At 68.9% G+C, this 25,559-nt stretch carries 28 protein-coding genes; 17 read left to right on the top strand and 11 right to left on the bottom strand.

Annotated elements, in window-relative coordinates:
* Nucleotides 1-15: 15 nt before the first annotated feature.
* On the bottom strand, nucleotides 16-1,785 hold the full coding sequence (locus AB0436_RS06975) for a SpoIIE family protein phosphatase (protein ID WP_366466663.1): 1,770 nt from the start codon (nucleotides 1,783-1,785) through the stop codon (nucleotides 16-18).
* A gap of 315 nt (nucleotides 1,786-2,100) precedes the next feature.
* Here AB0436_RS06975 and AB0436_RS06970 point away from each other — a divergent pair, with 315 nt between their 5' ends.
* Nucleotides 2,101-3,111, top strand: a complete 1,011-nt coding sequence (locus tag AB0436_RS06970) for a YihY/virulence factor BrkB family protein (protein ID WP_366466662.1) — start codon at nucleotides 2,101-2,103, stop codon at nucleotides 3,109-3,111.
* Between the two features lie 18 nt (nucleotides 3,112-3,129).
* Here AB0436_RS06970 and AB0436_RS06965 read toward each other — a convergent pair whose 3' ends face one another.
* Entirely contained in the window at nucleotides 3,130-4,338 is a 1,209-nt protein-coding gene (locus AB0436_RS06965; RefSeq protein WP_366466661.1) for an MFS transporter, read from the bottom strand.
* A gap of 145 nt (nucleotides 4,339-4,483) precedes the next feature.
* Between AB0436_RS06965 and AB0436_RS06960 the strand changes: the two genes are divergently transcribed.
* The 4 genes from AB0436_RS06960 (at nucleotide 4,484) to AB0436_RS06945 (ending at nucleotide 8,214) form a co-directional block, all read left to right on the top strand.
* Nucleotides 4,484-4,888, top strand: a complete 405-nt coding sequence (locus AB0436_RS06960) for an SPW repeat protein (protein WP_366466894.1) — start codon at nucleotides 4,484-4,486, stop codon at nucleotides 4,886-4,888.
* A gap of 401 nt (nucleotides 4,889-5,289) precedes the next feature.
* On the top strand, nucleotides 5,290-5,748 hold the full coding sequence (locus AB0436_RS06955; RefSeq protein WP_366466660.1) for a CBS domain-containing protein: 459 nt from the start codon (nucleotides 5,290-5,292) through the stop codon (nucleotides 5,746-5,748).
* A 33-nt stretch (nucleotides 5,749-5,781) separates the two neighbouring features.
* The gene (locus AB0436_RS06950) at nucleotides 5,782-7,080 is read left to right on the top strand and encodes an ArsB/NhaD family transporter (protein ID WP_366466659.1); all 1,299 of its coding nucleotides are present in this window, start codon (nucleotides 5,782-5,784) and stop codon (nucleotides 7,078-7,080) included.
* Nucleotides 7,081-7,317: 237 nt separating this feature from the next.
* A complete protein-coding gene (locus AB0436_RS06945) occupies nucleotides 7,318-8,214 on the top strand; it encodes a DMT family transporter (RefSeq protein WP_366466658.1) in 897 nt (298 codons plus the stop codon).
* On the opposite strand, the gene AB0436_RS06940 is transcribed toward AB0436_RS06945, so the two are convergent.
* From AB0436_RS06940 to AB0436_RS06930, 3 genes are read right to left on the bottom strand one after another with little or no spacing between them, the layout of a single operon-like run.
* Nucleotides 8,163-8,978 carry a polysaccharide deacetylase family protein gene (locus tag AB0436_RS06940; protein ID WP_366466657.1) on the bottom strand — a complete coding sequence of 272 codons (816 nt, stop codon included), beginning with the start codon at nucleotides 8,976-8,978 and terminating at the stop codon, nucleotides 8,163-8,165. The genes AB0436_RS06945 and AB0436_RS06940 overlap by 52 nt on opposite strands.
* The gene (locus AB0436_RS06935; protein ID WP_366466656.1) at nucleotides 8,975-10,000 is read right to left on the bottom strand and encodes a DMT family transporter; all 1,026 of its coding nucleotides are present in this window, start codon (nucleotides 9,998-10,000) and stop codon (nucleotides 8,975-8,977) included. Before AB0436_RS06935 ends, AB0436_RS06940 begins: the two co-directional genes overlap by 4 nt.
* Nucleotides 10,001-10,012: 12 nt before the next feature.
* On the bottom strand, nucleotides 10,013-10,831 hold the full coding sequence (locus AB0436_RS06930; protein ID WP_366466655.1) for an SDR family NAD(P)-dependent oxidoreductase: 819 nt from the start codon (nucleotides 10,829-10,831) through the stop codon (nucleotides 10,013-10,015).
* Between the two features lie 295 nt (nucleotides 10,832-11,126).
* Here AB0436_RS06930 and AB0436_RS06925 point away from each other — a divergent pair, with 295 nt between their 5' ends.
* The 3 genes from AB0436_RS06925 (at nucleotide 11,127) to AB0436_RS06915 (ending at nucleotide 13,202) form a co-directional block, all read left to right on the top strand.
* The gene (locus tag AB0436_RS06925) at nucleotides 11,127-12,239 is read left to right on the top strand and encodes a galactosyldiacylglycerol synthase (protein WP_366466654.1); all 1,113 of its coding nucleotides are present in this window, start codon (nucleotides 11,127-11,129) and stop codon (nucleotides 12,237-12,239) included.
* 126 nt (nucleotides 12,240-12,365) lie between these two features.
* A complete protein-coding gene (locus AB0436_RS06920; RefSeq protein WP_366466653.1) occupies nucleotides 12,366-12,767 on the top strand; it encodes a phage holin family protein in 402 nt (133 codons plus the stop codon).
* Between the two features lie 51 nt (nucleotides 12,768-12,818).
* Nucleotides 12,819-13,202 (top strand): hypothetical protein, encoded by a 384-nt coding sequence (locus AB0436_RS06915; RefSeq protein WP_366466652.1) that lies wholly within the window; start codon nucleotides 12,819-12,821, stop codon nucleotides 13,200-13,202.
* 43 nt (nucleotides 13,203-13,245) lie between these two features.
* Here the strand turns inward: AB0436_RS06915 and AB0436_RS06910 are convergent, their stop codons facing one another.
* The 5 genes from AB0436_RS06910 to AB0436_RS06890 form a co-directional block, all read right to left on the bottom strand.
* The gene (locus AB0436_RS06910) at nucleotides 13,246-13,899 is read right to left on the bottom strand and encodes an endonuclease (RefSeq protein ID WP_366466651.1); all 654 of its coding nucleotides are present in this window, start codon (nucleotides 13,897-13,899) and stop codon (nucleotides 13,246-13,248) included.
* Nucleotides 13,900-13,904: 5 nt separating this feature from the next.
* Nucleotides 13,905-14,276, bottom strand: coding sequence for a VOC family protein (locus AB0436_RS06905; RefSeq protein WP_366466650.1), 372 nt, complete (start codon nucleotides 14,274-14,276; stop codon nucleotides 13,905-13,907).
* 17 nt (nucleotides 14,277-14,293) lie between these two features.
* A complete protein-coding gene (locus AB0436_RS06900) occupies nucleotides 14,294-14,479 on the bottom strand; it encodes a hypothetical protein (RefSeq protein ID WP_366466649.1) in 186 nt (61 codons plus the stop codon).
* 116 nt (nucleotides 14,480-14,595) lie between these two features.
* The gene (locus tag AB0436_RS06895; protein WP_366466648.1) at nucleotides 14,596-15,288 is read right to left on the bottom strand and encodes an HAD family hydrolase; all 693 of its coding nucleotides are present in this window, start codon (nucleotides 15,286-15,288) and stop codon (nucleotides 14,596-14,598) included.
* A gap of 5 nt (nucleotides 15,289-15,293) precedes the next feature.
* Nucleotides 15,294-16,487: an aromatic acid exporter family protein gene (locus AB0436_RS06890; protein ID WP_366466893.1), complete on the bottom strand. Its 1,194-nt coding sequence runs from the start codon at nucleotides 16,485-16,487 to the stop codon at nucleotides 15,294-15,296.
* Between the two features lie 276 nt (nucleotides 16,488-16,763).
* Between AB0436_RS06890 and AB0436_RS06885 the strand changes: the two genes are divergently transcribed.
* Nucleotides 16,764-17,738: an LLM class F420-dependent oxidoreductase gene (locus AB0436_RS06885; protein ID WP_366466647.1), complete on the top strand. Its 975-nt coding sequence runs from the start codon at nucleotides 16,764-16,766 to the stop codon at nucleotides 17,736-17,738.
* A gap of 58 nt (nucleotides 17,739-17,796) precedes the next feature.
* Nucleotides 17,797-18,606: a VOC family protein gene (locus AB0436_RS06880; protein ID WP_366466646.1), complete on the top strand. Its 810-nt coding sequence runs from the start codon at nucleotides 17,797-17,799 to the stop codon at nucleotides 18,604-18,606.
* 29 nt (nucleotides 18,607-18,635) lie between these two features.
* Here the strand turns inward: AB0436_RS06880 and AB0436_RS06875 are convergent, their stop codons facing one another.
* Nucleotides 18,636-18,992, bottom strand: coding sequence for a DUF6479 family protein (locus AB0436_RS06875; RefSeq protein WP_366466645.1), 357 nt, complete (start codon nucleotides 18,990-18,992; stop codon nucleotides 18,636-18,638).
* A gap of 180 nt (nucleotides 18,993-19,172) precedes the next feature.
* On the opposite strand from AB0436_RS06875, the gene ctaD reads away from it, so the two are divergent.
* From ctaD to AB0436_RS06840, 7 genes are all read left to right on the top strand, one after another.
* The gene (gene ctaD / locus AB0436_RS06870) at nucleotides 19,173-20,846 is read left to right on the top strand and encodes a cytochrome c oxidase subunit I (protein WP_366466644.1); all 1,674 of its coding nucleotides are present in this window, start codon (nucleotides 19,173-19,175) and stop codon (nucleotides 20,844-20,846) included.
* Nucleotides 20,843-21,232, top strand: a complete 390-nt coding sequence (locus tag AB0436_RS06865; protein ID WP_366466643.1) for a cytochrome c oxidase subunit 4 — start codon at nucleotides 20,843-20,845, stop codon at nucleotides 21,230-21,232. The genes ctaD and AB0436_RS06865 overlap by 4 nt, the downstream gene beginning before the upstream one ends.
* 40 nt (nucleotides 21,233-21,272) lie before the next feature.
* Complete coding sequence (locus AB0436_RS06860; RefSeq protein WP_366466642.1) at nucleotides 21,273-22,934, top strand: cytochrome bc complex cytochrome b subunit; 1,662 nt, start codon at nucleotides 21,273-21,275, stop codon at nucleotides 22,932-22,934.
* A gap of 53 nt (nucleotides 22,935-22,987) precedes the next feature.
* Nucleotides 22,988-23,602, top strand: coding sequence for an NAD(P)H-dependent oxidoreductase (locus AB0436_RS06855; RefSeq protein ID WP_366466641.1), 615 nt, complete (start codon nucleotides 22,988-22,990; stop codon nucleotides 23,600-23,602).
* 22 nt (nucleotides 23,603-23,624) lie between these two features.
* Complete coding sequence (locus AB0436_RS06850; RefSeq protein WP_366466640.1) at nucleotides 23,625-24,602, top strand: iron-containing redox enzyme family protein; 978 nt, start codon at nucleotides 23,625-23,627, stop codon at nucleotides 24,600-24,602.
* 76 nt (nucleotides 24,603-24,678) lie between these two features.
* Nucleotides 24,679-25,362, top strand: a complete 684-nt coding sequence (locus AB0436_RS06845; RefSeq protein WP_366466639.1) for a HemK2/MTQ2 family protein methyltransferase — start codon at nucleotides 24,679-24,681, stop codon at nucleotides 25,360-25,362.
* On the top strand, nucleotides 25,346-25,546 hold the full coding sequence (locus AB0436_RS06840; RefSeq protein WP_366466638.1) for a CDGSH iron-sulfur domain-containing protein: 201 nt from the start codon (nucleotides 25,346-25,348) through the stop codon (nucleotides 25,544-25,546). The genes AB0436_RS06845 and AB0436_RS06840 overlap by 17 nt, the downstream gene beginning before the upstream one ends.
* The last annotated feature ends 13 nt before the right edge of the window (nucleotides 25,547-25,559 follow it).

Genomic DNA, 25,559 nt, shown 5'->3' with positions numbered 1-25,559 from the left:
CCCCGCTGCGGGTTCCTACGGGATATCCTGCTCCGCCCAGACGATCTTGCCGCTAGGGGTCCGGCAGGAACCCCAGCGCCGGCACAGCATGTTGATCAACTGGAGGCCCCGGCCGCCCTCGTCACTGAGCGAGGTGTGCTGGATCCGGGGCAGGTCCGGCCCGGTGTCCGAGACCTCCACCACCAGGCGGTCGTGGAGGAGCAGACGCAGATGCCCGGGGGCGCCTCCGTAACGCAGCGCGTTCCCGACGAGTTCACTGACCACGAGTTCGGTGACGTCCGCCAGATCGCCGAGCTGCCAGGTGTCGAGCTGCTCCCTGACGAACTTGCGTGCCGCGCCCGCCGCCGAGCCGTTGGCGGGCAGGTCCCAGATGCACAGATCGGTCCCGGCGAGCGGCCGCCGGGTAGCGGCCACCAGCATGACCGCCTCGTCGAACCGGGCGCTTCCGTCGGGCGCGAGGTCACTGAGCGCGCAGGCGTCGAGCTCGGCCGGACCCATCCCGGACGCCCTCGCCCGCAGTCGCTCCAGCTGGACGTCGATGTCCTCCGTACGCGACTTGATCAGTCCGTCCGTGTAGAGCACCAGCCTGCTGCCGGGCGGGACGGTCATCCGCCGCGAGTCGTACGGGATGACGCCGGCGCCGATCGGAGCGCCGACGGGCACGTCCACGTACGAGGCGGAGCCGTCGGGCGTGACCAGCAGGGGCGGCGGGTGCCCGGCGCTCACCAGGGTGTAACTGGCGTCGGCGGGATCGTAGACAGCGCACAGGCAGGTCGCTACCTGGTCCTCTGCGAGGTCCCGCGCGGCCAGGTCCAGCCGGGCGAGCATCCGTTCCGGGGTCATGTCCAGCGCCATGAGGGTCCGGGTCACGGCGCGCAGTACGCCGGTGGTGGCCGCCGCCGCGAGGCCGTGGCTCATGACGTCCCCCACCACCAGGGCCGTCCGGCCGCCCGGTAGCGGAGCCACGTCGAACCAGTCGCCGCCGACCCCGAGCGGGTCGGCGGTCGGGGTGTACCGGGAGGTGACCCCGAGGCCCGGCGTGCGGGGAGTGGCATGCGGCAGCAGATTCCGCTGGAGCCGCGCCACGTGCTCGCGCTCGCGCCCGTACAACCGCGCGTTGTCCACGTACACGGCGGCCTTCGAGGCGAGTTGGGTGGCGAGCGCCAGGTCCGCCTCGGTGAACCCCGGCCGACTGCCCACCCGGACGAAGTCGGCCGCGCCGAGGAGTACACCGCGGGCGATCAGCGGCACCATCAGATAGCTGTGTACGCCCGCTTGCCGCAGCTTGTCAGCGGCGCTGTCCGTGGGTGCCACCTGACCGTACTCATGCGGCCTGATCCTGCCCACCAGCACGGGCCGACCGGTGGCCATGGCTCGTGAGAAGTACGTCTCCCGCTCCCGGGGAGCGGAGATCTCGCCCACCTTGTCGGGCTCCAGTTGCTCGGCCAGTCCGTCGATCGACGCGACAGCCATGGCCCGCTTGACCGAACGCCCGCTGCCACTCGGGCGTTCCCCTTCCTCCCCTTGCAGCACCGATTCCAGAAGGTCGACGGCAGCCCCGTCGGCCAGCCGGGGGACTGCGAAGTCCGCCAGTTCCTGGGAGGTGGTCAGCAGGTCCAGAGTGGTTCCGATGCGCACGCTTGCCTCGTTGAGCCAACCGAGCTGGTCACGGGCGACCCGGGCCCGCGGAGTCAGGCCCTGGGTCAGCGCTGCCGTGAGACGACGCGCGACGCGAAGACCCTCGCGTTGTTTCCGGCCGTGCCCCACGTCCACCCTCCCGCTCATCCGCCGGCCCTACCGTTGTCCCTGACTCTGCCGCCCGTCACCCGCTCGGGGCTACCCTATGAGCGATTTGGCGGACAGGCACCCGAAGATTCGCCGGGGCGTTTCCGGTCGTCCGGGGCCTTTCGCCTCCGCCGGCACCGGGCCGGCCGGCCCACCCTTCGTTCGGCCGAATGAAGCTGCCCCGTTGCAGCGACACCTGAATGCGGTTTTGCTGGTGAACGGCCGGTAATACGCCAAAGAAGAACGAGCAGAGGTCGGGCCGCGGCCAACAGTATTCTCGTCGGCCACTCGACCTCTCCCGGAGAGCGGGGAGCCATGTCCGATCCGCAGTCCCCCGGTGGCGGCGGTTCTCACCGTGACGAGAAGACGTCGGGCCGGCGGCCCGAGGGGCCACCACACACGAAGACCGGCAGCCTGGGGCAGACGCTTCGGCGTACCCTGACGGAGTTCAAGGAGGACAACCTCTCGGACTCCGCCGCAGCGCTGACCTACTACGCGGTCCTGTCCATCTTCCCGGCCCTGATCGCACTGGTCTCACTCGTCGGCCTGGTCATGGACCCGAAGACGATCATCGACAAGGCGACCAGTCTGGTCAATCTGATCGGCCCGGCCTCCGCGGTGGACACCTTCAAGGGACCCATCAAGGGCATCGCCTCCCACCGGAGCACCGGCACCGTCCTGCTGATCGTCGGGCTGGCTTCGGCGCTGTGGACGGCGTCCGGATACATCGGGGCCTTCATGCGCGCGTCCAACCGGATCTACGAGGTGGAGGAAGGCCGTCCCTTCCTCAAACTGCGCCCGCTGCAACTGCTCGTCACGCTCATCCTGGTGCTCCTTCAGGCCCTGGTGCTGGTGGCCCTGGTCATCAGCGGCCCGCTCGCCAGGAAGGTGGGCTCGGCGATCGGCGCGGGCGATGCGGCGGTGACCGTGTGGAACATCGCCAAGTGGCCCGTGCTGATTCTCGTCGTCGTGCTGATCTTCGCGATCCTGTACTACGCCTCCCCGAACGCTCGTCTGGCGGGACTCAAGGCCGTGTTTCCCGGCGCGGCGCTCGCGCTGATCCTCTGGCTGGTCGCCTCCATCGGTTTCGCCTTCTATGTGGCCAACTTCGGCTCGTACAACAAGACTTACGGCGCCCTCGGCGGCATCATCGTCTTCCTGGTATGGCTGTGGATCACCAACCTCGCCATCCTGCTGGGAGCCGAGTTCAACGCGGAACGGGAACGCGGCCGGCAGCTCGCCGAGGGAGTGCCGGGAGCCGAGCGTGAACTCCAGATGGACGAGCGGGAGAAGCCCAAACGCAAGAAGCGCTCCCGGACCGCGTAGCCCGGCGGGCGGGCCGGATCAGGTGCGGCGTACGCGGGTGACGGCCAGCAGGGCGAGAGCGGCCACCTGCACCGCGGCGACCACCGTGATCAGTACCGGGATCGAATAGGTGTACAGCGCGCCCGTCATCGCCCCTCCGACCAGACTGGCAGCGCCGACCACACCGGCGAAGACGCCATAGGCAGTGGCCCGGCGCTCGGCGGCGACGAGATCCGCGACGGTGGCACGCAGCGTCGACTCCTGAATGCCCAGGGCGGCGCCCCATACCAGCGAGCCGATCACGGCGATGGCGAGGGTGTTGGTGAAGGCGAGGGCCGGCACCACCGCAGTGAGCAACGGCAGAGCCACCAGCACCCGGGGTCCCACCCGGTCGTACGCCCAGCCGGTGGCCAGCGCGGCCACCGCGTCGACGGCCATGGCACCCGCGTACAGCACGGGAACCAGGGACGCCGACAGCATGCCCCGCTCCACCAGATGAAACGAGAGCACGCCGAACGTGGTGAACCCCGCCGTGGTGGCGGCGGTGAAGCAGGCGTAGACCCAGAAGTCGCGCGGCAGTCGTCCCGGCACATGGCCCGTGGTGTCCTGCTGCGAAGCGGGCGCCGAGCCTCGCTCATAGGCTGCCGGATCCCGCACGCGCCTGCGCAACCACACCAGCACGGCGAGCACAGCGACCCCGGGCAGGGCGAGCACGCCCAGGGCGGGAGCGTAGTCGTTCCCGGTGAGGGCCAGCACGCCGGCCACGGTGAGCGGGCCGATCAGCGCGCCGATCTGGTCCATCGCCTCGTGGACGGCGAAACCGCGCCCGCGTCCCGTCGCGGCCGTCGCATAGGAGAGGAGGGTGTCCTTGGCGGGCGAGCGGACCGCTTTGCCGACCCGCTCGGCGACCACCAGGGCACACGCCACCCACAACGCTCCCGCGAGTCCGAGCAGCGGCACCGAGGCGACCGCCAGTGCGTAACCGGCGATCGCCCACGCCCAGAACCGCTGCGTCCGGTCGGTCAACGGCCCGGAGACCAGGCGCAGTCCCAGTGCCGCCGCCTCGCCGGCACCGGTGACCACACCGATCACCGTCGCCGATGCACCCAGCGAGGCGAGCAGCGGGCCCGTGATGGAGCGGGCACCCTCATAGACGATGTCCGCGAGCAGACTGACGGTTCCGAAGGCGACGACGAATCGCCACGGTCCCATGCCGGGACCGCCCCTCTGGCCGCTCGGCAGCGTCATCCTGTCATCATCTCCCCACGTTCATGTCTGTTATGTCACAAGGGGCAGCGCGCATGGGGCCTTGCCGCATGGGAACTTGGAGGGGCGTCAGCGATTGGCCGAATGAGAGAGGGAGGTGGCTGCGGTGGCGAAGACGTCACTGAGCATGCACCAGCACCCGGACATCATGGCGCTGCGAGAGCATTCGGAGCAGGCCGCGGTGAACCCGGCGGCACAGGGGGTGGAAGCACTGAGCGTGCTGTCCGGCCTGTACCTGGCAGCGTCGCCGTGGATCGCCGGCTTCAACGACTTCAGCACTCTGACGGTGAACAACCTGATCACCGGCCTGGCGCTGACCGTTCTGGCGATCGGCTTCGGCTCGGCCTACGAACGTACCCACGGCATGAGTTGGGCGGCCGCCGGGATCGGCGCATGGACGATCATCGCTCCCTGGGCGGTGGCCGGAAACGTCGACACCACTTCGACGATCGTCAGCAACGTGATCGTGGGGGCCGTGGCACTCGCCTGTGCTCTCACCATGGCCGGGATGGGCGCAGCGCGCCGCCGGTGAGGTGATGCCGTACCGGCTCCGGGCGCAGTGAGGCCCGGGCCGTGAAGCTCATGGAACCCGTAGTGTCCGTGAAGAACGGGCGCTACGGGTTTCGACGTTATCGGGGCCGGCCACCCGGTATCCCGTGTCCTGGTGCAATGCCGGTTTCCGGCAGTGTTGTCAGTCCGCACCTGCGGGATGTGGCCGCTGCCAGGGGGCGTACAGGATCTGTAGGATTCAGCACGGTGTGCCGGGAAGTCTGGTCGGCGAGCAGGGAGATCCGCTCCAAGGGTCTCCGGCTCAGTGTGCTGCCGATCGGGGTCTCTTTCGTATGTTCCACGTCAATGGTCTCGTCAGCATCCGGACACGGGCGCCGATGACACAACAATCAACGACGCAACGGACTACGAGAAGGAGCCGACGTGCGCGCACGTGATCTGGCCGTGGAGTACGAAACCGTCGCTGTCGGCAGCGACGCCCTGGACGCCGCCCGGCTGATGGCCGACCGGAAACTGCCCGCCCTGCTCGTGGTCGACGGGGCGGGCGCGCCGGTGGCGATCATGCCCGCGTCCCAGTTGGTGAAGGTGCTGGTGCCGGCCTATGTGATCGAGGACCCCACCTTGGCGGCGGTCATCGACGAGGAGCACGCCGACCGGCTGTGCGCGTCGCTGACCGGTCGCACGGTGGGCGACTGCCTGCCTGCCAAGGCAGGTCCGCCGCCGATCGCCGACCCTCACGACACCGCTCTGGAGGTCGCGGCGCTGATGGCCCAGGCGCGCAGCCCGCTGGTGGCGGTCGCCGAGAGGGGCGAACACGGGGTCCGCCTGCTCGGCGTGGTCACCGCCTCCCACCTGCTGCACCAACTCCTCGAAAGCCCCTAGTGCCGTCAACGGCAGCCCCTGCTTGGAGACTTGGTGAATGACTGGCACAGCTGGGCGGCGATCGCCGTCTTCGTCGGCACCTATGCCCTGATCATCAGCGAGAAGGTGCACCGCGTCGCGGCCGCGCTCGGCGGCGCGGGCCTCATGCTGGCGATCGGGGCGACCGACGACGTCTCGGCGTTCTATTCCGAGGACTCCGGCATCGACTGGAACGTCATCTTCCTGCTGCTCGGGATGATGATGATCGTCGGCGTGCTGAAGAAGACGGGGCTCTTCGAGTACCTGGCCATCTGGTCCGTCAAGAAGGCGAAAGCCAGACCCTTCCGGGTCATGGCCATGCTGATCATCATCACGGCGGTGGCCTCGGCACTGCTGGACAACGTCACCACCGTCCTGCTCATCGCACCCGTCACCCTGCTGGTCTGCGAACGCCTCGCCCTGCCCGTCGCGCCCTATCTGATCGCCGAAGTCCTCGCGTCCAACATCGGCGGCACCGCCACCCTCGTCGGGGACCCGCCCAACATCATCATCGCCAGCCGGGCCGGCCTGACCTTCAACGACTTCATCGTCCATCTGGCCCCGCTCTCCGCCTTCCTGACGCTCGTCCTCATCGCGCTCTGCCGGTTCCTCTTCCGTAAGTCGTTCGTCTACGACGAGGAACGGGCAGCCGAGATCATGGAACTGGAGGAGAAGGAAGCCATCCGCGACCCGAGGCTGCTCATCCAGGGTCTGGCCGTGCTCGCCCTGGTCATCGCGGGTTTCGTCCTGCACCCGGTCCTGCCCTACCAGCCGAGCATCGTGGCGCTGCTCGGCGCCGGGCTCCTGGTCGCCGTGTCCACCGTCGAGACCGGCGACGTGCTCTCCGAGGTCGAATGGCCCACCCTCGCCTTCTTCGCCGGACTGTTCATCATGATCGGCGGCCTCATCGACACCGGCGTCATCGGCGAGGTCTCCACCGCCCTCGCGAACGCCGTCGGCGACAAGGAACTCGGCGGCTCGATGCTGATCCTCGGCGCGTCCGGCGTCCTGTCCGGCGTCGTCGACAACATCCCCTACGTCGCGACCATGGCTCCCATCACCGGAGACCTGATCCACAGCATGGGCGGCGACAGCAACCACGTCATGTGGTGGGCGCTCGCCCTGGGCGCCGACCTCGGCGGCAACGCCACCGCCGTCGGCGCCAGCGCCAACGTGGTCGTGCTCGGCATCGCCGAACGCAACCGCACCCCTATCTCCTTCTGGCAATTCACCAAGTACGGCCTCACCGTCACCGCCGCCACGCTGGTCATCTCCGCCGTCTATCTCTGGCTGCGCTACTTCGCCCTCGCCTGATTCCGCGTCGTGCGTCCCGCCCACTGTCATGCGGATGCCCTATTTCCTTGCCCGGGATCCGAACCGCTGATTCGTAAGATCGGGGGACCCGGGCCTCCAGGTACGGCTGTCATGTGGTGGCCCACCGAGCCACGAACCGGATGCCGGAAAGAGATACATGCCGGAAAGTGATACTGGTGTCCCCCACACCGGCCACGCTGATCATTCGAGCCGACGCGGCAGAGAGACGGGCCCGTAATGGTGTACGTGTATGGGCTCGCCGCCGCGTGCCTGCTCGGGCTGGGTTTCGTGCTGCAGCAGCGCGCAGCCGAGCGAGCCCCGGTAGCGGACGTGCTGTCCTTCCGCCTTCTGCTCGACCTGGTGCGGGTGCCGTTGTGGCTGGCCGGGATCGGTTTCATGATTGCCGGGCAGATCGTCAGCGTCTTCGCTCTCGCGCACGGTGAGCTGAGCCGGGTCGAACCGCTGCTGGGCACCAGCCTGCTGTTCGCGATGGCGCTGGCGCGACGGCTGACCGGGCTACGGCTCGGTTGGACCGGCTGGATCGGCGTGGTACTTCTCAGCGGCGGTGTGGCGGCCTTCATGATCGCGGGTCAGCCGTACAGCAGCACGGCGCTCGGTGGGCCGCTGCGCCACTGGTTGGTCGTGGGCATCGTGCTCGCCCTGGCCCTGGTGCTCGTCATCCTGGCCCGGCGGCTGGCCGGTTCCGCGGAGCCGCCGCTCCTGGCCGCAGCGGCCGGGACCCTGTACGGGCTGCAGGACGCGCTGACCCGGACCTCCAGTGACATCTTCGCCAGCGGCCGGCTGCCGGGCCTGCTCTCGAGCTGGCAGCCGTACACCGTGGTCGCCCTGGCCCTGACCGGGCTTCTGCTGGTGCAGAGTGCCTTCGAACTGGGGCCCCTGCACATGTCACTGCCGACGCTCACCGCCACCGAACCGCTGGTGGGTATCGCCTGCGGCATCGGCTTCCTCGGAGACCGTCTTCTCGTCACTCCCGGCGCTCTGGCCGGGGAGGCATTGGGGCTCGGGGCCATTGTTTTCGGGGTTTTCCTCCTCGGCCGCCATCCCATGCTACCTGCAGGGGCTCACCGGGAGAACGGCGCGCAGAACGGCGTGGAGGGCAGCCAGGTTCCGTGACGCAGCGGGCCGGCGGCCGCCCCCGGCCGCACGCCGTGTTCCGCGAGGGGCCCCACGGTCAGTCCCGCGGAACGGCAGCCGTCGACCAGGTCGGGCAGCATCGCGAGGGTCGCCCGCCAGCAGCCGGGCTCAGCCGCCCGGTCGGTGTCGTGCAGCAGGACGGTACCGCCGCCCCGCAGATCGCGTCGCACGGTGCGCAGCACGGAATCGGGTGTCGCATCGGCTGTCCAGTCCCGGCCCCAGGCCGACCACAGCACCGGACGAAGCCCGGAGCGTGCCGCTGCCAGCCACCGGCCGCCGGTCAGGATGCCGTAGGGAGGTCGGTACCACCGCGGTCCGGTGCCCGAGATGTCCCGCACGGCTGCGGCGGCCCGGGCGACCGCACGGATGTCCCGGGACGGCGCCGGCAGCCAGGGGCGGCTGTGCGTCCAGCCGTGGACGGCGAGTTCGTGACCGCGGCGGATGATGTCGCGGCCGAGTTCCGGATGGCGCAGCAGGCTCTCTCCGAGCACGAAGAAGGTGGCTCGTGTCGCCAGCCGGTCCAGGGTGTCGAGGAAACATGGCGTGGAGTCCGGATCGGGTCCGTCATCGAAGGTCAGCGCGATGTGGCCGGGGTCTCCGAGTCCGGCGAGTGCGGGGAAGACCTGCCGACGCAGCTCCGGCAGCCAGGTACCGGCCGGGACGATGTGCGCGGCCACGGCCAGCGCCGCAGCCGTGACGGGGAGGCGGCCCAGGACCGGGGCTTTCTGACTCCGACGACTCATCGGGGCTGATCTCCTCTGCTGTCCCGTGGGTGGGTGTTACGGGGGGTGTCGTCCTGCGGAGTGCTGTCCCGTGGGCTGCTGCCCCTCGGGGTGCTGCCTCCTGGGCTGCCGACCGATGCGCTGCGCCGCGTGGGGGCGCTCGTGGCGTCCCAGTCGCCGGCCACCGCCGGGGAGTGCGCGAGACCGGTCGTACCGGCCGCGATCAGGCATGCGCCGAGGCCTGCCACCAGCAGATGGAGGCCGAGGGCGATCCGCTCATCGAACAACGCCCACCCCAGCGCCACGCTCACCAGCGCGTCCCCGAGGGTGAGCGCCGGCTGGGAGGCGGCCAGCGTCCCGGCGCGTAGCGTGATCTGCAACAACAACAGACTCAACAGGCCGGCCCAGCACATCGCGTACAGATGCCACGTGGTGAAGAGGACAGCGACGCCGTCCGAAATCCGGCCGGTGACCTCCTTGATCAAGGCGGCCGTGCACGCGAAACAGACGGCGGTGGCGAACCCGAGCATCGCGGCGCGCGAAGCGCCGCGGAGCGTCCGGGCGAGCGCGGCCAGGGCGATCACTGCCACGGTGGCGCAGATGCCGACCGGCAGCCAGCGGCCCGCGGTCGCGGTCTCCTCACCGGCCGACGGTGCGACGGAGCCGAGAAAGAGCGCCAGACCCACAGCGAGCATCAGGAACGACAGCCACGTCAGACGGCCCGGGCGGTGATGGAAGACCCAACTGCCCAGCAGCAGGGTGAACAGCAGTTCGCTCGCCAGCAGTGGCTGCACCACGGCCAGGCTGCCGACCGCCAGCGCGCCCGCCTGAAAGACGGCCGACAGACCGAGCGCCGCCGCTCCGGCCAGCCAGATCGGGCGACGCAGAAGCTGCCCCACTCGACGCAGTGTGCGCCGCGCACCCCGCTGTTCCCCCTTCGTCTCCTGTTTCGCCTGGTCGAGTGCCGCCCGTCGCTGCAGCACCGACGCCGCCCCATTGGACAGGGCCGCCAGCAGCGCCAGAACCGCAGTGAGGACGCTCACCGGGTCAGCCGATCAGCCGAAGCGGGCGGCGAGCCGGTGATAGAGCGTAGGGGCGACGGCGCGTACACACCCGGGCAGCCGCAGCCAACCGGGGACGTACACCTCGTCCTGTCCTCGCAGCAGCGCCTTCCAGATCGCGTCGGCGACCCGCTCGGCGGGGATCGGCCTCGGCCGGGAGCGCGTGTACGGCATACCGCGTCGTTCGAAGAACGGAGTATCCACCACGCCGGGGATCACGTGGGTGACGTGCACACCCGTCCCTTCGAGTTCGTACCGCAAGGCATCGGCGAAGGCGGCCACCGCGGCCTTGGCCGCTGAGTAGACGGCTTCGCCGCGGACCCCGAGGGTGCCTGCCACCGACCCGATCAGCACGATGTCTCCGCGTCCGGCGGCCAGCATGTGCGGCAGCACAAGCCGGACCAGATGGACGACCGAGACGAGGTCAACGGTCAGGACCCGTTCAGCGGCGGTGGCCGGCATCGACCGGAAGGGCCCCGCCCAGCCGACCCCGGCCGCTGCTACCAGCAGGTCGATGCGGCCCGCGACGTCGAGAGCGTTCTCGACCAGCCGCTCGGTGCTGTCCAGGGTGGTCAGGTCCGCCCGCAGCGCCATGGACGAGGTCGTCGCTGCCACGTCGTCCAGACGCTCCCGGTCCCGGCCGCTGACCAACAGCCGCCAGCCGCCCTCGGCCGCGATCCGTTGTGAGATGGCGGCCCCGATGCCGGAGGAAGCTCCCGTCACCAGGGCCACACCATTCGGAGCGCCGTAGCCGTACAGCACTTCCCGGCCGGTGGCCTCGCGGGAAACGATGTCGGGAACGGTCCGTGCCATGGCATCTCCCTGCATCAGCGCTGTCAGTGCGGCGGGCCTGCGTGACACCGAGGGGTGCGGCCGCGCCGGTCGAGGTTCTGCGTAACACGAGGTGAACTAGGAGTAGCCCGAGCGGGACTCGGTAAACACTTCCCACGCCGTCATGGGACCAGGAGAAGGGCAAAATTACGTTTCGGGCAGGACAGGCGGATACTCCAGTAAGGTCGGCGACCTCAGAGGTGACTATGCGTCCGTTTCCCGTACAAGCATGTGCCAGGTTGTATTCGGAGGCATCTCCCGTCGGAACGGCCCGGACATGAGCACGGTTCCGGGGCGCTTCCTGGTTCTGAGCGCCAGCATGGGGTCCGGTCACGACGCGGTGGCCACAGAGCTGACCCGTAGGTTGGAGGCCGCCGGGAACCAGGTCGCGCGGGCCGATGTACTGGAGCTGCTCCCCGCCGGTATCGGCAGCGGACTGCGGACCTTCTACCGGACAGTCATCTGCCACCTGCCGGGACTCTACGCGGGCCTCTATACGGCGTTCTTCCGGTCCGGGGGCGGCCCCAGGCCCGGCAGTGCGCCACTGGCCGCGCTGGCCGAACGGGAGTTGCTCGCACTCGTCGGCCGCACGCGCCCGGACGTGGTGGTACCGGTCTTCCACCTCGCCGCTCAGCTCACCGGCAGACTCCGCTCGCGCGGGGCACTGACCGTGCCGAGCGCGGTGGTGATCACCGACTTCGCCGTGCACCGCCAGTGGCTGCACCCGGGCAACGACCTGCATCTGTGCCTGACACCCGACCTCACCCGCCAGGTACAGCAGGCAGTGCGGCGGCCGGCTGCCACGTCCGGGGCTCTGGTCGCCGAGCGTTTTCTTCGCTCCGCGCCCATCGACGCGGCCCGCACCGAGGACAGCGCCGAAACACCCGCTGCGGCACCGCCGGACCGGCCGGCTGTGCTCGTCTCGGCGGGTGCCTGGGGCGCGGGAACCCACATGGTGCGCACCGCTCGGTTGCTGGAGTCTGCCGGGTACCGGCCGGTCGTGCTGTGCGGCAGAAACGCCCGGCTGCGCAGCAAGGTGTCGCGGATAGCGGGCGTATGCGCAACCGGGTGGGTCGACGACATGCCCGGGCTGATGGCGGGCGCCCGAGCTCTCATCGACAACGCTGCCGGACAGACCGCCCTGCAGGCGCTGGCCGCCGGAGTACCCGTGGTCGGTTATCGGCCCATCCCCGGCCACGGCGAGGAGGGCGTCCGCCGGATGGCCGAACACGGGCTGACCGAATACGCGCGGGATCCCTGGGCGCTGATCCAGTCGCTGGACACCCTCAGTGAGCCCGGCCCGGCGCGCGAGCAACGGATCGCCACGGGCAGGTCGCTGTTCTCCGCGGACGCGGTACAGCCGCTGACGGCGCTGGCCCGCCGGGCCTAGGCCGGTCGGACGAGCCCGGTGCGGCCACCGCACCGCTGGGCCGTGTCGGCATGTTTTGCCCCTGGTGGACGGGGAACCCCGGCTAACACTCACGTGTACGGCGAGGTCAAGGAGCGGGCAGTGAGCATGGCGGACGACAGCGCGGAAGCGAAGGACGGACGGCGGCTGGGTGACGCTGCGGCCCGGCTGACGGAGGACACCACGGAACTCGTCCGCCAGCAGTTGCGCGAGGTACGTGAGGAGCTCACGGCGACCCTGCAGCGCGCCGGCATCGGGGCGGGGCTCCTGGGCGGAGCGGCGCTCTGCGGAGGTCTCGCTCTCGCGGCGGCCCATCAGACGGCGCTGCGCGCGCTGGAGGGGGTGCTGCCCCGCGCGTCCGCCGCCGGCGTGCTGTGTACCGTCTACGGCGCGACCGGAGCTACCCTGGCAGTCATCGGTCTGAAGAAACTGCGAGCCGTCGCCGATGTGTCCGACGCAGCCCTCGACCAGGCACGTCACAGCACACCCAGGGAACCCGGCGCCATCTGACCGGCCCTGGAGAGACCTTCCGGGAATGTGCCGACGGGGCGGACAGGGGTGATGATGAGGAAGCATGAGATCCCCGGGGAACGAGCGTTGCCGGAGCTGTGCGATGCCTGCGGCGCCGTCATCCTGAGCGGACTTCCGCTCTACGCCTACGTGCCGGATTCGTCAGCGGTCCAAGCCGGGAAGGAGTGGCTGGACGGCCTGCGTTTCATCGCCGCGTGCTGCGAAGAACATCTCAACGCCCTGCGGGACCAGTATCGCCGGCGGCCGTTCATCGAGGAGGAACTCTGGGCCGGCAAGATCTCCCGGGCCCTGGACCAGCATCCCGACGGTCTCACCGCCGAGGAGCTGGGCAGAGCGACCGGACTCATGCTCCCGGACATCAGAAGCGCCATGGCCTGGCACAACCGGTGGATGCATCAGGAGACGCAGCCATAAGGGGAATCGTCGTGGCCGACCCGGCGGCCACGACAGGAGCGGCTCAGCGACGACTTGCCGCTTCCTGTACCCGGGCAGCGGCCTTCTTGTCGAGAGCGACGCGTACCAGCGCGGCCGCGAAGGCGGGCAGTGTCTCGGTGTCGACGAGCCGTGCCAGTCTGCGGGCATCCTCGGGCAGCCCGACGGCCGCTGCTCCCTGCAGTGCCTTCGCGTCGAGGAGTGGGGCCGCCTCCGTCCAGATGCCCTGGACCTCGCGCAGGAAGATGTTGGCGCCGGCCGGACCGAGCCCCTGCACTTCCTGCAGCAGTCTGCGCAGGTGTTCGACGTCTCCGTCGGCCTCGCCGCGCATCTTCCGCAGGTCTCCCCCGTACTTGTCCAGCACCAGCTGTGCGCCGTCACCCAATTGCGTCGCGGTGCGCTCGTCATACCGGCGGTAGCCGCCGCGGCCGAGCGAATCCACCCGTTCCTGCCAGGTGGCCTCGCGCATACTGCGCGCGTCACGCATGCCCGACTCGCTCAGGTCCCGGGCGGCGGCAACGGCGACGCTGCTGCGGATCCGGGCGCTCAGCAGACAGGCGAGCACGAGGAGCCGGTACAGCGGCTGAGGGGTGTCACGCAGCCCGATGCCGGCCTCCGCGGCGAACGTGCGGCCGCACGTGTCGAGCAAGGCTCTTGTCGTGTCCCGTTGCGTGGGCATGCGCGTCACCGGCAGAGGCAGAACGGATGGCCTGCCGGGTCGGCGTAGACACGGAAGTCACGCTCGCCGCCGCCGTCATCGAGGTCGAGCGGGGTAGCCCCCAGGGCGAGCACCTGCTCCTGTGCCCGCTCGATGTCCGCGACCTTGAAATCGAGGTGCAGTTGCTGGGAGTTGGCGTCGGCACGTGGCCACTCCGGTGGGCGGTGCTCGGGGACGCGCTGGAAGGCGAGTCGCACTCCGTCCGGTGCGTGGAGCTCCAACCAGTTCTCCCCGTTGTCGCGCTTCACCTCTCCGCCCAGCACATCGGCGTAGAACCGGGCGAGTGACTCCGGGTCGGGGCAGTCCAATGCCACCAGACAGAACGTGGCGACCGGCATCACAACCTCCAAGACGGTTACGGGAAAAGCGCGACGCCGACGATGATCACGACGATCACGCCGATGACGATGGCAGCCACGGTCCAGGATCCGCGGTGCGGCACCGGTTCCCTTGGTTGGCCTCCGCGCGGCCGGTCTTCCGGAAGCTCTGGATGCTCCGGCCGATCACGTGCGTAGAACTCGTCGTCGTTCTCGCTGTTCACCACGAGAGCCCCTTCATAGTGGCCTGAGACATATGCGTAGGTACATTTACCCGCAAAGGGGGCAGACATGCGCGCCCGTCCCTGCCCCCGCGCCGGCCGAGCCGGCGCACGAGCTCTCAGCCCGTCAGTCGCTCCGGGCTGCTCAACAGACTGTGATCGATCTTCGCCAGCAGGTCCGCCGGGCCGTCATAGACCTGCTCGACGCCCGCGTCCATGAGTTCCTCACGGGAGATTCCGCCGGACAGCACCCCCAGGCTGCGGACGCCGACCCGGCGGGCGGCTTGCGCGTCCCACACCGCGTCGCCGACGAACACGGCCCGTTCCGGCGGTACATCTGCCCGTTTCAGGGCCTGCTGCACCAGATCGGGTGAGGGTTTGCTCTTCTGGACGTCATCGCCCTTGGTGCCGGCGTCGATGGCTCGGTCGGCTCCGAGCACCTCCTTCATGACCCGGAATTCGTCGGCCGATGCGGAGCTGGCCAGGACCACGACCCACCCCCGATCGGCGCAGGCCTTCAGCAGGTCGGCTGCTCCCTCCAACGGTGCCAGCCGTGACCAGTACTGAGCGTAGAGAGCATCGTGCGCAGCGCTCATCGCCTGATCGCCGTCCCGCTCGCGGTCCTCGCCGAGCAACCGGTCCAGCAGGTGATCGCTGCCCATGCCGATCGAACGGTGGACGGCGGCCATGGGCACCCGATGCCCGTTCTGCCGCAGCGCTTCCCACCACGCCACCGTGTGCAGGTACACGGTGTCCATCAAGGTGCCGTCCACGTCGAACAGCACCGCGGCACTGTCCTGCTGCTGCCTCATAAGAGTCACCTCTGTTCGCGTTTCCGAGTGTGCAACCCCGCCGGGGCGGGCGAGTCGGACAGGGCTGCCAGTTCACCCAGCAGCTGCTGGGTCTCGACGACGAGTTCGCCACCTACCGCGACCGCTGTTCCGTCTTCCCGGTGAAAGTCGGTGGTAAGCGAACGGTGGGCGGACATTGCCTCCTGCAGTGCGGCGTCCCGCTGGTCCCGCAGGGCTTGTGGCCGTCCGGATCCCTCGATGATTTCGGCGTCCGCACGGCACACGATCCCTGCCTGCTGCGCCACGTCGGCCCAGCGAGCCAGGTACGCGGACGAAGGGACAGGCAGCGGCGTGTCCTCGTTCGCGGCCCTCGCCAGGGTGCGGGTGATGGCGACGAGATGACCGCCCACCCGCTCCCAGGCCGCGTCCACTTCGGCCGGGGGCGGCAAGGAGACGTGGTGGCGCAGGCGGCGGAACGGATTGAACCGGAGGCTCTCCGTGGTCCACTGCCGGGCGTCGGCCAGTGCCTGAGCCGTCTGACCGAGCCGCCAGGCACGGTCGTGCCATCCGGCGGCTCCCGCGAGCCCGTCCTCCGCACGGAGCCCTTCGGCGACCTCCGCCAGTAGCTCCCCGCTGCGGCCGGCCATCGCCTGGAGATTGTCGTGCACGCTGCGCAGATGCACCGGCGGGAGGACGAACGCATTGACGGCAACACCGACCGCGGCACCGATCAGCGTCTCGAGCAGCCGGTGCCCGACATCGCTCACCGTGGACGCACCGTAGGTGATGACGAAGAGAGCGGTGGTGGCCCCATAGATGCCCTGACTGCCGAACCGGCGGTAATTGCCGAGCAGCACCATGAACGGCAGGGTGATGGTCATGGCGCCCAGGGTCGAGTTCCCGGTTACGGCCAACGCCCCCGAAGCCCACAGCGCGCCGACCACGATGACCGCGAACTGCTGCGCCCCGGAACGCAGGGATCGGTACACGGTGCTGGTGACCAGCGCGACGGCGGTCCAGGGCGCCATCAACGCCAAAGGTGCCTTCAGCCACCAGCCGGTCAGCGTCCAGGCGATGATGGCCGCCGCCGCAGCTTTGAGCGACTGCACCATGGTGTCGCGCTCCGGGCCCGGATGCCGGACCGCGGAACGGGCGGTACGGCCGACCGCGGCGAGCTCCCACCCCAGCCACCGAGCCGCAGCACAGCACTGCTCCCGCACCGCCAACCGATCTCACTCCCCTTTCAGCATCCGCCCTCTGCGTTGTCGGCCGGGACGGCCGCAACCGGCCATCCGGCGGCCCCTGGCCCTGTACCCACAGGCGCGGAGCCCATCCACCACGGAGCCGCATGAAGGCGGCTCGCCGGGGCACGCGGGACTCAGCCGTCCACGTTGCGCGCCCGCACGGGGCGGGGCAAGGTCGGGGAGAGCCGTACGCCGCCGCACATCGAACGGGCCGTTCCGCCTCTGTCGCGCATGAGTCGAAAGGTGAGCACCATGGTGGACATCGGATACACGATGATGACCGAGCACGCCGGTCCGCGCGATCTTGTCGATCAGGTGGTCGGTGCCGAGCGGGCCGGGTTCGACTTCTCCGTCACTTCGGACCATTACTTTCCCTGGCTCGACAGCCAGGGCCATGCTCCGTACGCCTGGAGCGTGCTCGGTGCCGCCGCACAGGCGACCACGCGCATCCCGCTGATGACGTACGTGACCTGCCCGACCACCCGTTACCACCCGGCGATCGTGGCCCAGAAGGCGGCTACGATGCAGCTCCTCTCCGAGGGGCGTTTCCGCCTCGGGCTGGGATCCGGCGAGAACCTCAATGAGCATGTCGTCGGGCAGGGCTGGCCCACCGCGCCGGTCCGCCTGGAGATGCTGGAGGAGGCCGTGGAGATCATCCGCGCCCTCTTCGCCGGGGAAGTCGTCAGTCATCACGGCAACCATTTCGATGTCGAGAAGGCCAAGCTCTGGGATCTGCCCGACACGCCACCTCCGATCGGTGTCGCGGTGTCCGGGAAACGGTCCTGCGAGATCGCCGGGCACCTCGCCGACCTGATGATCTCCACCGAGCCGAAGAGTGAACTCATCGACGCCTTCGAGCGGCACGGCGGCGCGGGCAAGCCCAGGGTCGGTCAGGTCCCGGTCTGCTTCGACACGGACCGGGACGCGGCGATCGCGCGGGCCCACGATCAGTTCCGCTGGTTCGGCGGCGGCTGGAAGGTCAACTCCGAGCTGCCCGGGCCGGACAGCTTCGCCGGGGCCACCCAGTTCGTGAGGCCCGAGGACGTAGCCGATTCGATCCCGTGCGGCGACGACGTCGACATGTTCGTGGAGGCCGTACGGCCGTACGTCGAAGCGGGGTTCACCGAGGTGGCGCTCGTGCAGGTCGGCGGCGATCAGCAGGAACCGTACCTGGATTGGGCCGAGCGCAAACTGCTGCCCGCGCTGCGTGAACTCCGGGCCGGCTGACACCGCGGGTTCCCCCGGCCAGGCATCCCGGAAGAGGACGCCGGAAGAGGACGAGAGAATGACAGTGCACGCAGCTGCCGGCGTGAAATGGAGCGGCGAGGTCTTCGGGGCGCCCTGCTGGGTGAGTCTGACCGCCCGGGACCTGAACCGCGCCCGGGACTTCTACCGTGCGGTCCTGGGCTGGGAGTACCGGCCCACAGGGCTGGGGGACGAGTTCACCCTGGCGGTCTCCGGTGGGATTCCGGTCGCCAGCATCGGAACAGTGGCACCATCCTTGCAACGGTCCGTCGAATGGACATCCTATTTCGCGGTGGAGGACGCGGACCGTACGGTCAGCCGTATCCGCGAACGCAGCGGCACCGTGGCAGTCGGGCCGCTGTCCCTTTCAGTGGGCCGGGGAGCACTGGCAGCGGACCGGGACGGTGCGGCCTTCGGCATCTGGGAGGGGCAGCTACCGGCGGACTGGGCGCTGTGGCGCCAACGCACCCCGGCCTGGCTGGGCCTGCACACTCGCGATGCCTTCGACGCCGCGATCTTCTACGGCGAGGTCCTCGACTGGGCCAGCGACCGTCCCGGTTCCTGCCAGGTGGACTTCGAGGGCGGGGAAGTGATCCTGCGCAGCGCAGGGCACACGCTGGCGCGACTGAGTTCCGGTGCCGTAGGGGCCGCGTCGGACCCGGACGTCCGGCCGCGCTGGGACGTCCACTTTCCGGTCGCCGACGTAGCAGCAACCGCCCGGGCCGCGGAGCGCAACGGCGGTACCGTTCTTCCGCCGCCTCATGCGCACGGCCCGGACGTCACCGAGGCGACGCTGCGTGACCCCGACGGCGCCCGGTTCACCGTCACCACGCGTCCCTCCCCGGAGTGAGCAGCGGGCGCGGCCACCGGGCCGGTCGGTCAGCCGCCGAGCCCGCCGCTACCGAAGCCACCGCCGGAATCCTCGTTCGTGTCCCGCGGTTCTTCGGAGGTGCTGCGGCGTGTGCTGTGCCCCTTCAGTTGGTGCGGAGTGAGCCGCCCGTGCTCCTGGCGTGGCACTTCCTCCGGCTCGCGGTTCTCCCTGGCCTCGAACACCGGTCCGCCTTCCGGCAGTCCGGGGTGCTCCTCGGGCAACGGCGTGCGGGTCTGGCGAGCCCGCACTCTGCGCTCCCGGAGGAAGGCGGCGATGAGCACGCCGACCACGATGAGGCCCACCAAGGGGAAGAGGTAGACGCCCGCTCCTGATGAGGCAGCAGATTCCCAGTAGGTCGTGTTCATAGGAGGCGCCTACCCGGAAGAGATGCCCGATAACAAGATGTTCGTCGTCCGAAGCGGCGTGGCTCCCCCTCGACGGCCATCTTTTGCCCCAGTATGACCGCGACGGCACAGCCGCGACCGGCAGCTGCCGGCGTCGCTGGAGGCCCCGTGAAGGTTGTGGACACCCCCCCGGACTCCCGCATGTCTTCGAGCGAAGGGCGACTGCGGACCGGGCAGGCATTCCTCTCCTATGTGACGACGACCGATCACAAGAAGATCGGCAGCATGTACCTGGTCACCTCCTTCGCGTTCTTCATGTTCGCCGGCCTGCTGGCCATGGGGATGCGCGCCGAACTGGCCCGTCCGGGGCTTCAGATCTGGTCTAACCAGCAGTACAACGAGCTGTTCACCATCCACGGCACGATCATGATGCTGCTCTTCGCAACGCCGACTTTCACCGGCTTCGCCAACGCGATCATGCCGTTGCAGATCGGCGCCCCCGATGTCGCGTTTCCGCGGTTGAACGCCTTCACCTACTGGGTCTTCCTCTTCGGCGGACTGATGGTGATCGGCGGTTTCCTCACGGCGAACGGCGCCGCGTCGTTCGGCTGGTTCGCCTACGCGCCGTTGAACAGCGCGATCCACACCCCCGGTTCCGGCGCCGACCTGTGGGCGATGGGCCTGGTCGTGGCCGGACTCAGCACGATTCTCGGGGCGGTCAACTTCATCACCACGATCGTGTGCCTGCGGGCACCCGGGATGACGCTGTTCCGGATGCCGCTGTTCACCTGGAACACGCTGTTCACGTCAATCCTCGCGCTGCTGGCCTTCCCGGTGCTCACGGCTGCGCTGTTGGCGCTCGAATCCGACCGGAAATTCGGCTCGCACGTCTTCGATCCCGCCAACGGCGGAGCGCTCCTGTGGCAGCACCTGTTCTGGTTCTTCGGCCATCCGGAGGTCTACATCGTGGCACTCCCGTTCTTCGGCATCGTCACCGAGATCTTCCCGGTCTTCAGCCGGAAGCCCACCTTCGGGTACATCGGCCTGGTGAGTGCCACCGCCGCCATCACCGGCCTGTCAGCGACGGTGTGGGCCCATCACATGTTCGCGACCGGGGGGGTGCTGCTGCCGTTCTTCTCCCTCATGTCCTTTCTGATCGCGATCCCCACCGGAGTGAAGTTCTTCAACTGGATCGGCACGATGTGGCACGGCTCGCTGTCCTTCGAAACGCCGATGCTGTGGGCAGTCGGCTTTCTGGTCACCTTCCTGCTCGGCGGGCTCTCGGGAGTCCTCATCGCCTCACCCCCGATCGACTTTCATGTCACCGACAGCTACTTCATCGTCGCGCATCTTCACTACGTCCTGTTCGGGACCGTGGTCTTCTCCATGTTCGCCGGCTTCTACTTCTGGTGGCCGAAGATGACCGGACGGATGCTGGACGAACGCCTCGGGAAAATCCACTTCTGGACGCTCTTCGTGGGCTTCCAGACCACCTTCCTGGTCCAGCACTGGCTCGGTGAGATCGGCATGCCGCGACGCTATGCGGACTATCTGGCCGCTGACGGATTCACCGCGCTCAACACCGTCTCGTCCATCGGCGCGTTCCTGCTGGGCCTGTCAACCCTGCCGTTCCTCTACAACGTCTGGAAGACGCACCGGTACGGCGAGAAGGTCACCAGCGACGACCCGTGGGGATGGGGCCGGTCCTTGGAATGGGCGACCAGTTGCCCGCCGCCCCGGCACAACTTCCACGCCCTCCCCCGCATCCGCAGCGACTCACCGGCCTTCGACCTCCACCATCCCGCGGTGCCCACCTACGGCCCGGCCACGCCCGATACACCGGACTTGACGCCCCGACCGGGGGTGACACGGTGAGGTACGAGTCGTTCCTGTTCTGCGGGATGGCCCTGTTCTTCGCGATCACCGCCGTCATCTACGGCTGGTTCTCCATGGAACCGGCCGGCCTCGCCGCCCTCATCGTCTCGTTTCTGATGTCCTCGCTCATCGCCTTCTTCCTGTGGACCCAGCATGTGCGCCGCGGTGAGCGCCTGCAGGACCGCAAGGACGCGCAGACGTACGAGGCGAGCGGGCCGTTGGCCTTCTTCCCGGCGCGCAGCTACACCCCGCCGCTGACCGCGGCCGGCGCGGCGCTGACCGGCCTCGGCGTGGTCTTCGGGCTCTGGCTGTTTGTCATCGGAATCGGCGTCCTGGGGGCGGGCGTCGCGGGATTCGTCTTCCAGTACAACAGCCGAGAAGCGTGACCAGCAGACGGGCACACCGGACGAGGATCGAGGATCAGCCATGCCGTTCGCGCGAAGGAAGGCGCAGCAGAGGAAGGCACAGCTGAAGGCGAAGGCGCGGGTGTCGGCCCAGAAGGGCTTCGTGGTCCTGGACAGTCGTCTGCCGGTGGCCGAAGCGGGCCGAGAGCTGCTGCGCAAGCCGTTTCCCGAGCACTGGTCTTTCCTGCTCGGGGAACTCGCGCTCTACAGCCTCCTCGTCCTGATTATCACCGGGTCGTATCTCACGTTCTTCTTCACGCCGAGCATGATGGAAGCCCCGTACGCCGGCGCGTACACCCCGTTGCAGGGCGTCCCGGTGTCGGAAGCGTATGCGTCCGTTCTCCGGATCAGCTTCGAAGTCCGCGGCGGGCTGCTCATCCGGCAGATGCACCATTGGGCGTCGCTGGTGTTCGTCGCCGCCGTCGCCGTGCACATGCTGCGGATCTTCTTCACCGGGGCATTTCGTAAACCGCGGGAGAGCAACTGGCTGATCGGTGTCACCCTGTTCGTCCTGGCTGTACTCGAGGGCTTCTGCGGCTACTCGCTGCCCGATGATCTGCTGTCCGGAACCGGGCTGCGCATCGCCCAGGGCGTCTTTCAGTCGATTCCGGTGTTCGGTACCTACCTGACCATGTTCATCTTCGGCGGGGAGTTTCCGGGACACATCATCATCTCCCGGCTGTACGCCCTGCACGTCCTGTTCGTGCCGGGCGCCATCATCGCCCTGGTGGCGCTGCACCTGGTGCTGGTCGTCTACCTCAAGCACACGCAGTGGGCCGGGCAGGGGAAGACGAACAGCAATGTGGTGGGAACGCCGATGTTCCCGGCCTTCACCGTCCGTTCGGTGGGCCTGTCACTCACGGTCTTCGGTCTGCTCGCGGTCCTGGGCGGCGTCGCACAGATCAACCCGGTCTACGTCTACGGCCCCTACCGCACCGACCAGGTGTCCACCGCGTCCCAGCCGGACTGGTACATCGGTTTCCTCGAAGGGTCGCTGCGGATCATGCCGCCCTTCGAAACCAACCTGTGGGGCCATACGGTCATGTGGAACGTCCTGGTGCCCGCCGTGCTCCTGCCGGGGCTGCTGTTCGGGGCCCTCTACGCGTATCCCTTCATCGAGCGATGGGTGACGCGCGGCACCGGCGAACACCATCTGTGCGACCGGCCTCGCGACCGGGTCACCCGCACCGGACTCGGCGTCGCGGGCATCGTGTTCTACGCCGTTCTGCTACTGGCCGGCGGCAATGATGTGCTCGCCATGACGTTCGGCATCTCCCTGAACGTGCTGACCTGGATCTTCCGGGTCTCTCTGGTGCTCGCCCCGATCGTCGGGTTCCTCGTCACCAAGCGCTTCTGTCTCGCTCTGCAGGCCCATGACCGCGAGCGGGTCACCAAGGGCGACCCCAGTTCCGAGATCGCCCAGGACGTCCAGGGCGGCATGCACGAGGCGCACCTGCCCCTGACGAGCGCGCAGCTGCTGCCGCTGCTGGTGCGCGACCTCCCCGAACCTCTCGCCATCGAGACGGACCCCGAGGTGGTGCCCTCGCGGCGGAGCCGCCTGCGGGCCGCTCTGAGCCTCTGGTTCTACCGGGACCGTGTGACCACACCCCTCACCCCCGTGCAGCAGCAACACGTCACGGCCGTTACCGCTCCGCCCGCCCTGGCCAAGAAGGAGCAGGAATAACGGGTGTGGTCTCGGCTTGTTATCAATCGCGTCCGCGGGGGTACCCGCGTGCCATGCAGAAGACACCTTTGCGCGCGGTCGCGCTGGTATGCACCCTGAAGGCGTCCCCTGACCGGTCGAGCTCTCTTCTTCTCGCGACCCAGGTTCTGGAGTCGCTCCACCAGCAGGGCGTGACGGGTGAGGCCATCCGGATCGCGGATTTCGATGTCCGGCCCGGCGTGCAGGTCGACATGGGCGAGGGTGACGCCTGGCCGATGATCCGCGCCAAGATCATGGACGCCCACATCGTGGTCCTCGCCACACCGATCTGGCTCGGCCATCCGTCCAGCGTGGCACAGCGCGTACTGGAGCGGCTGGACGGCGAGCTGTCGGAAACCGACGAGGAGGGCCGGCTGCTCACCTACGGCAAGGTCGCCGCGGTATGCGTGACCGGCAACGAGGACGGCGCCCACAAGGTCAGCGCCGACCTGTTCCAGGCTCTGAACGACGTCGGATTCTCGATGGCGCCCGGCGCCGCCACCTACTGGGTGGGTGAGGCGATGCAGGGCACCGACTATCAGGATCTACCGGAGACACCGGAGGCAGTAGCGTCGACGACGAAGCAACTGGCCGTTAATGCCGCCCACTTGGCGAGTCGACTGCAGGCCGACCCCTACCCGGCCGGCTGACGCGCCGAGACGGGCGAAGACCATGGGAAACATCCGGAACGAGCCGGTCATGCCCACCGCGCGGGGCGACATCTCCGCAGCCCTCATCAGCTTCCTCCGCGGCGATGCGGAGGTGCTCCCTGCCCCCGGGGCCGTGGCGACCTCCGAGGCTTACGGCGACGATCTTCAGTTGGCCCTGTATCTCTGTTACGAACTCCACTACCGGGGCTTCGCCGGCGTGGACCCCGCTCTCGAATGGGACCCGGCGCTGCTCACCGTCCGGGCCGCCCTGGAGCGGCGCTATCTCGAAGCGCTCCGCATGGACGTGACGGGTCCGACCGACGTGGACGACGCGCTCGCGGGCATCCTCGTCGAGCCGGTCCATGGCACCGGGGTGCCGCACTTCCTCGAGGAGCACGGAGAGCTGTGGCAGGTGCGCGAGTACGTGGTGCAGCGGTCGCTGTACCACCTCAAGGAGGCCGATCCGCACGCCTGGGTGCTTCCCCGGCTGTACGGGCGCGCCAAGGCCGGCATGGCCGCCGTCGAATACGACGAGTACGGCGGCGGGCGAGCTGAGCGGGTCCACGCCCAGTTGTTCGCGAACCTGATGGCCGACCTGGGTCTCGACACCACGTACGGCGGTTATCTCGAGGACGGACACGCGGAAATGCTGGCGCTGGTCAATCTCATGTCCCTGTTCGGGCTGCACCGCCGCCTCCGGGGCTCCCTGGTGGGCCACTTCGCCGCCGTCGAGATCACCTCCTCACCCGCCTCCCGCCGCCTGGCCGCGGCGATGAAACGGACCGGCGCGGGGTCCGCCGCGGAATTCTTCTACACGGAACACGTCGAAGCCGATGCCGTCCATGAGCAGGTGGTCCGCCACGAGGTCGTCGCCGGGCTGCTCCACGAGGAGCCGGAGCTGGCGGCGGATGTCGCGTTCGGCATCACCGCGACGTCCTATACCGAGGACCGGCTGGCCCGGCGTCTGCTGGGGGCCTGGCAGCGTCCCGGAGTGCGCTGAGATGAGGATGCTGGTTCGCTGAGGAGACCGTACCTCTGCGTCCGAAGGAGTGACCGCACTTGATGGAGCCGTCGTGATGTCCACTGAAACAGCCGCACTGTCCGGACCGGGGCGCCTGCTGACGCTTCCCGGCGTGTACGCACCGCAGCACGACACGCGGATCCTCCTGGCAGCCATGGGCCGAGAGGAGATCGGTCCCGGTATGGATGTCCTGGATCTCGGCACGGGTTCCGGTGCGCTGGCCGTGCGCGCGGCGCGACGGGGCGCGCGGGTGACCGCGGTGGACATCGCCTGGCGGGCCGTAGTGACCACACGGCTCAACGCGCTGCTCTCCCGGCAGCGCATCAGGGTCCGCCGCGGCGATCTGACCGCATCGCTGACCAGCCACGCCTACGACCTGGTGATCTGCAACCCACCGTACGTACCGGGGCCCGCCTCGCGGCTTCCCGTGCGGGGCGCGGCGCGCGCCTGGGACGCCGGAAACGACGGCCGCGCCGTCATCGACCGCGTCTGCGGCGCGGCGCCTTCGGTGGTGCGGCCCGGAGGCGTCCTGCTCATGGTGCATTCCTCCCTGTGCGATCCCGCCCTCACGGTGCGTCGCCTGTCGTACGGCGGGCTGAAGGCCGAAATCAGCGACCGTGCGTTCGTGCCGATCGGGCCGGTACTGCGCTCCCGGCGCGCATGGCTGCACGAGCAGGGTCTGCTGGCAGCTGACGAACACAAGGAAGAGCTGGTGGTCATCCGTGCCGAACGCCTCTGAGCGCCCTCGCCGCATCACACTCAACGACGACGGCCCCCTGCTCGTCGAAGGTCCGGTCGAGGTGGTGGACGCCGACGGCCGGGCCACCGTCTCGGACCGTTGCGTCGTCGCGGTCTGCATGTGCCGCCGCAGCCGGATCTACCCGTGGTGCGACACCAGCCACCGCCGCCGGGCGAAGGCGTAGGCCGCCGATTCGG

It is taken from the genome of Streptomyces sp. NPDC051322, from assembly GCF_040689485.1.
Classification (GTDB): domain Bacteria; phylum Actinomycetota; class Actinomycetes; order Streptomycetales; family Streptomycetaceae; genus Streptomyces.
This window is presented reverse-complemented; position numbering and strand designations above follow the sequence as displayed.